Origin of the sequence: Brachyspira innocens ATCC 29796 (genome assembly GCF_000384655.1) — a bacterium.
GTDB lineage: Bacteria > Spirochaetota > Brachyspiria > Brachyspirales > Brachyspiraceae > Brachyspira > Brachyspira innocens.
In genome coordinates, this window is the sequence record NZ_ARQI01000125.1 from 82,654 (window position 1) to 88,653 (window position 6,000).

The following is a 6,000-nucleotide window of genomic DNA, read 5'->3' on the forward strand; positions in this document are numbered from 1 at the left end:
TATAAAAAATAAAAAATAATAGGAGAGTGTTATGGCTAGATATATTTTAAATGAAACAAGTTATTTTGGCGTAGGCATAAGAAGTGAACTTGCTAATGAAATTAAAGCAAGAGGATTTAAAAAGGCACTTTTAGTTAGTGATAAAGTTTTAGATTCCTGCGGTGTTCTTAAAAAAGTAAAAGATGTTTTAGATGCTGCTAATATTTCTTATGATGTATTTTTAGATATTAAGCAAAATCCTACTATCAAAAACTGTAAAGACGGCTTAGCAAAATTTAATGAATCTGGAGCTGACTTTTTAATTGCTGTTGGAGGCGGTTCAGTAATGGATGTTGCTAAAGCTATAGGTATTACTAAAAATAATCCTGATTTTGCTGATGTTAAATCTCTTGAAGGAGTAGCAGCTACAAAAAATAAAAGCGTACCTATTATGGCTCTTCCTACTACTTGCGGTACTGCTGCTGAAGTTACTATTAACTATGTAATCATCAATGAAGAAGAAAATAGAAAAATGGTTTGTGTTGACCCTAAAGATATACCTATAGCTGCTTTTGTAGATGCTGAACTTATGGCTTCTATGCCTAACAGTCTTGTTGCTGCTACTGGTATGGACGCTTTAACTCATGCTATTGAAGGTTATATCACTAAAGCAGCTCATACTATTTCTGATATGTTTGAATATAAAGCTATGCAGCTTATATCTAAACATTTAAGAGGGGCTGTTAAAGATAAAAACATGACTGATATGGACGGTATGAGTATTGCTCAGTATGTTGCTGGTATGGGATTCAGTAATGTTGGTCTTGGTATTGTTCACTCTATGGCTCACCCTCTTGGAGCTATATTTGATATACCTCATGGTGTTGCTAATGCTGTACTTCTTCCAATAGTTATGGAATTCAATATGCCTGTTTGTATAGATAAGTATGTTGATATAGCTGTTGCAATGGGTGAAAAAGTTGACGGATTAAGCAAAGAAGAAGCTGCTAAACTCGCTGTTGAAGCTGTTAGAAAACTTTCTAAAGATGTTAATATCCCTGCTAATTTAAGAGAATTAAAAATTAAAGAAGAAGATTTGCCTAGACTTGCAAAAGACGCTTTAGCTGATGTATGTACAGGCGGAAATCCTAGAGATGTAACATTAGATGATATACTAGCTTTATATAAGAAAGCTTATTAATAATTAATTATATATTCTTAATATTATTTGGGGCTGAAGCTTTTTATAGAAGTTTCAGCCTTTTATATTTTTATTAAATTTCTATTTTGAGTCCGTCATAGGCAGGATGCATATTTGAAGGAAGTTCTCTTTCCAAATGTCTATGCAAAACATCATGCGTCATATGTGTAAAATATGCTTTTTTTACTCCAAGTTTATCTGCTATATTTACAGATTCCTGTAATGATAAATGGGTATGATGAGGTCTGTATCTTAAGCCATTTAAAACTAGAATTTCAGTTCCTTCTATAAGCTTTAAACTTTCTTCGCTTATACTGCTAGCATCAGTTATATAAGTAAAATTGTTGAATCTGTATCCTAATATATTTAAAATGCCATGTTTTACAGCTATTGGAGTAACTTTTATATCATCAAAAAACATCTCTTTTTCTATATGATGAAATACCACTTGAGGAAGTCCGCCTCCAATTTGAACTGGATTAAAAAAATAGTCGTACTTTTCTCTAAGCGTATTCATAGTATCTTTATTGCCGTAGCAGTCTATAGAAGTATGCATTATAAAGTTTAATGATCTTAAATCTACTATTCCAGAAGTATGGTCAGCATGTGCATGCGTATAAAATACTGCATTAAGACTTCCGATTTTTTCTCTTAGCATTTGCTGTCTGAAATCTGCTGAAGTATCAACTATATAGTTTTTATTATTATGCTGTATAAGTATAGATGAGCGTGTTCTTTTATCTCTCTTATCTTTACTTCTGCATACTTTACATTTGCATCCTATCATTGGTACGCCGTCAGAAGTGCCAGTACCCAAAAAAGTTATTAACATAAATTTGCACCTCCATTTATTATTATATATTGATATTATATAGTTTTTATTCTTAATATCAAGTTATTATTTTTTAATAAACAGAGGTGCTTTTTTATATATAACTTTTTTAATTAATCTTTTTTATAATCCATTGAATAGCGAAAGCATCTTCTAATATTTCACCAAGCATAAGACCTATATTCATTAATTCGCTACCAGTATAAAGTTTTTCAGAATCATTTACTTTATATTTTGCATTTGAATCCAAAGCCTCCAAACGCAAACGTTTAGTTACTAAATTAGGTATTACACATATCTGCACATAATTTACAACTATAGTCTCTTCATCAATACTTTTGTGCATCCAAGCATATTCATTTTGAGCATTTAATCCTTTCAAACGGTAAATACTTCCAAACTGAACAGTACTTCTTATACTCTTATATATTTCTAATTTTTGAGTTATAACTTTTTTATCTTCTTCACTTATTTTATTTAAATTAAGTTCAAGTCCCAAATTTCCCCACATAGCAACATTAGCTCTAGTTTCTATTCTCTCTTTTCTTCTGGTTTGATGATTAGGAATATCTGATATATGACAAGCCAATGATATAGAAGGATACACCAAAGAAGCACCATACTGTATAGCAAGCCTTTCTATAGCATCTGTATCATCGCTAGTCCAAACTTGAGGCATATAATAAAGCATACCAGCATCGCATCTTCCGCCTCCTCCTGCACAGCTTTCAAAAAGTACATTAGGAAAAGCATTGACTATATTATCTAGTACTCTGTAAAGACCTAGCATATATCTGTGGGCTTGTTCTTTTTGTCTTTCTGGTTTTAAATAAGATGAACCCAAGTTAGTAATATTTCTGTTCATATCCCATTTTATATATGTAATATTATTTTTAGAAAGAAGTTCAGTCATAAAGTTTATTATATAATCGCATACTTCCGGATTGCTCAAATCCAAAACATATTGATGTCTTGAAGTCTCTATTTTTCTTCCCTTTACTTGAATAGCCCATTCTGGGTGCTTTCTAAATAAGTCACTGTCTGGAGATACCATTTCTGGCTCAACCCATAATCCAAAGCTAATGCCTTTTTTATTTACATCATCTATCAAACTTGATAAACTTCCGCCTAGTTTTTGTTCATTAGGTGTCCAATCGCCTAGAGAGGTTTTATCATCATTTCTTTTTCCAAACCAGCCGTCATCTAATACAAATAATTCTGCCCCTATGTTTTTACCTTCTTCTGCTAGTTTTAATAGACTTTCTTTATTAAAATCAAAATAATTAGATTCCCAGCTGTTAATTAAAATAGGACGTTCTTTATAAGCATATTTATTTGACATCAAACAATCCTGATATAATTTATGAAAAGTTCTTGACATATCTCCCAAACCTTTATTAGTATATATTAAAACTGCTTCTGGAGTTTGGAACTCTTCATTAGGCATTAATGTCCAGCCGAAGTCAAAGTCGTTTATTCCCATTTGAAATCTGGTATTTAAATGCATGTCTGCTTCAGCACTTATTATAAAGTTTCCGCTGTATACAAAATTCATAGCGAAAACTTCACCGTTATTTTCATCTGTATTAGGAGATATTAAAGCTGCAAATGGATTTTGTCCATGTCCTGAAGCTCCTCTTATACTTCCTATAGACTGCATTCCCTGCTCTAATCGTCTTCTTTTTATATGGCATTCTCTTGCCCAAGCTCCTGCTAAATGAATAAGCTCGAAGTTACTTTCCTGAATATCAATATTTGCAGACATTATTTTTTCTATATATAAATCATCAGAAGGATTTTTATTTATAACTTTTACTGATTTTGTAAAAGCATTGTGTTTTTCAAATACTGCCAATGTAATTATAACTTCTACTTTTTTTAATTCATCGAATAATGTTAATTCCAAAACTTCGCTGTCATCATTTGATAGTACAGTTGGAAGTCCGTTTAATTTTTTCTTTGTTTTATATATATTATGAGATTTATAACGTAAATCTGTAATTCTTGAGCCGTCTTTATGAACAAAATGAAAAGCTGGCTCTTTTAAATCTGTATAGCCGTATGAAGGGTATATTTGAGGTATAAGTTCTAATTGAAATTTCTTCTTATTATCAGTATCAGCCATGTAGTTGGCTTCTGTAATTCCGTCTATAATATAGTCTATATCTGAAGCTTCTATCTTTGACCCAAAGTAAGGTAAAAATACATAATTATCTTCATGCACCATAATAACTAAACTTGATGAAACAGTATTCAAAAAGAAAAGTTTTCTATTTTTATTATTTTCAATTAGAGTAATCATTTTTTCTCTCCTAAAAATATTTATAAAATCTTATTAACTTTAAGATAAATAATATAAATAATTATAATAGTTTTCAATAGTATTTGATGAAAAATATAAAATTTATTGATTTTATTATCAAAAAAACTAAAAAAATAGTAATCGATTACAGTTTTTATATGTAATTTATACATTTTGTTAAAAAATTATTAATTTTTATATTGTATTTACTGACAATTTTTTTATTTTTAATTTATTATAAATAATAAGTATTTTTAAGGAGTGCAATAAAATGAAAAAGAAAATTGATGTTTTGGACTATGCTAATTATATTTTAAAAGAAATGAGAAGAGGAATTCTCATAACAACCAAATCAAACGGAAAAGTGAACAGCATGTCTATAGGCTGGGGAACTTTGGGAGTAGAGTGGAATAAAAATATATTTATGATTCTTATAAGAGAGAATAGATTTACAAGAACTATGCTTGATGAAAATCCAGAGTTTACGGTTAATATTGCCATGGATAAATCTGATAGAAATATTATAAAAGTATGCGGTACAAAATCTGGAAGAGATATTGACAAAATAAAAGAACTTAATTTAACTTTAGAAGATTCAAATATTGTTTCTGTTCCAGCAATAAAAGAACTTCCTTTAACTCTTGAATGCAAAGTTATTTATAAACAGTTACAGGATTCAAATAAAATACCAGAAGACATAAGAAAGAAATTTTATCCTCAAGATGTTGAAAGCAGTGCATCAGGACCAAACAAAGATTTCCATATAGCATATTACGGAGAGATAGTTGACAGCTATATTATAGAGTAATTATAGTTTAATTTTTTAGTATATGACAATAAAAATTATATTTAAAAATCTATAGTAAAAAGTTCTGTATAATTTACAAAATCACTTGAATATAATGTTATTGAATTAGCTTTAAATGATAATTTACTAAAATATGAATTATTAACTTCTTCAATTTTTTCTTTTAATTTTTCATTGTCATATACTCTTTTTACTCTTGCTAATGTTATATGAGATTTAAAATCTTTTTTATCGTATTTAAGATTTTCTATATTATTGTTTAAATTATCTCTCAATACTTTCACATATTTTTCTAATTCTTCACTAACTGCTTTTACAAATATTACATTTATATCTTTGAATTTATTTGTGAAGTAAGAAATGTTTTCAAAGTTTATATTAAATGGAGCAGGTGAGGAGTTTATCACTTCTTTTTTTATTAACTCTATTTGTTCCTCTTTTATATTATCAAAAAATACTAATGTTATATGCATTTTATTTTTTGATACTTTTTTTAATTCTGCTATTTTTTCATCTATTTTGAAAATATTAGAATATTTATTTTTTATCTCTTCGTTTAGGTTTAATGCTAAAAATGCTCTCATACTTGATAACCCCAACAAAAAACGAGTCAAAAAACAACTAATATATTCATATAATTAATTGCATAATATTAAATATGAGTTTAATTTGTGGAGTTATCATTATCTATAAATTCATAATTATTTAACAATAGATGCTCAATTAATTTAAATATATATTGAGCATCTTCTTCAGATACAGATTTAATTTCATGATTAGCTTCATTTCCTATTTCTCTAACTTTATCTATAAGCCCCTTTTGTTTTTTATGTATGATACCTTCATTGTATAAATAATCTATATAGTTTTTGAATGTA

6 protein-coding genes are annotated in these 6,000 nt (G+C 28.6%); 2 read left to right on the forward strand and 4 right to left on the reverse strand.

What is annotated here, in order from left to right; translation table 11 throughout:
* Positions 1-31 precede the first annotated feature (31 nt).
* Complete coding sequence (gene fucO, locus F811_RS0112510) at positions 32-1,180, forward strand: lactaldehyde reductase (protein WP_020005578.1); 1,149 nt, start codon at positions 32-34, stop codon at positions 1,178-1,180.
* A gap of 73 nt (positions 1,181-1,253) precedes the next feature.
* Here the strand turns inward: fucO and F811_RS0112515 are convergent, their stop codons facing one another.
* Together F811_RS0112515 and F811_RS0112520 are read right to left on the reverse strand one after the other, a co-directional pair.
* The gene (locus tag F811_RS0112515) at positions 1,254-2,012 is read right to left on the reverse strand and encodes an MBL fold metallo-hydrolase (protein ID WP_020005579.1); all 759 of its coding nucleotides are present in this window, start codon (positions 2,010-2,012) and stop codon (positions 1,254-1,256) included.
* A gap of 109 nt (positions 2,013-2,121) precedes the next feature.
* Entirely contained in the window at positions 2,122-4,314 is a 2,193-nt protein-coding gene (locus F811_RS0112520; RefSeq protein WP_020005580.1) for an alpha-galactosidase, read from the reverse strand.
* Positions 4,315-4,585: 271 nt separating this feature from the next.
* Here F811_RS0112520 and F811_RS0112525 point away from each other — a divergent pair, with 271 nt between their 5' ends.
* A complete protein-coding gene (locus F811_RS0112525) occupies positions 4,586-5,122 on the forward strand; it encodes a flavin reductase family protein (RefSeq protein WP_020005581.1) in 537 nt (178 codons plus the stop codon).
* Positions 5,123-5,163: 41 nt separating this feature from the next.
* Here the strand turns inward: F811_RS0112525 and thpR are convergent, their stop codons facing one another.
* Together thpR and F811_RS0112535 are read right to left on the reverse strand one after the other, a co-directional pair.
* The gene (thpR, locus tag F811_RS0112530; RefSeq protein ID WP_020005582.1) at positions 5,164-5,706 is read right to left on the reverse strand and encodes an RNA 2',3'-cyclic phosphodiesterase; all 543 of its coding nucleotides are present in this window, start codon (positions 5,704-5,706) and stop codon (positions 5,164-5,166) included.
* Between the two features lie 80 nt (positions 5,707-5,786).
* Positions 5,787-6,000 (reverse strand): DUF4145 domain-containing protein (locus F811_RS0112535; protein WP_020004377.1); only part of this gene is annotated, 214 nt, incomplete at its 5' end.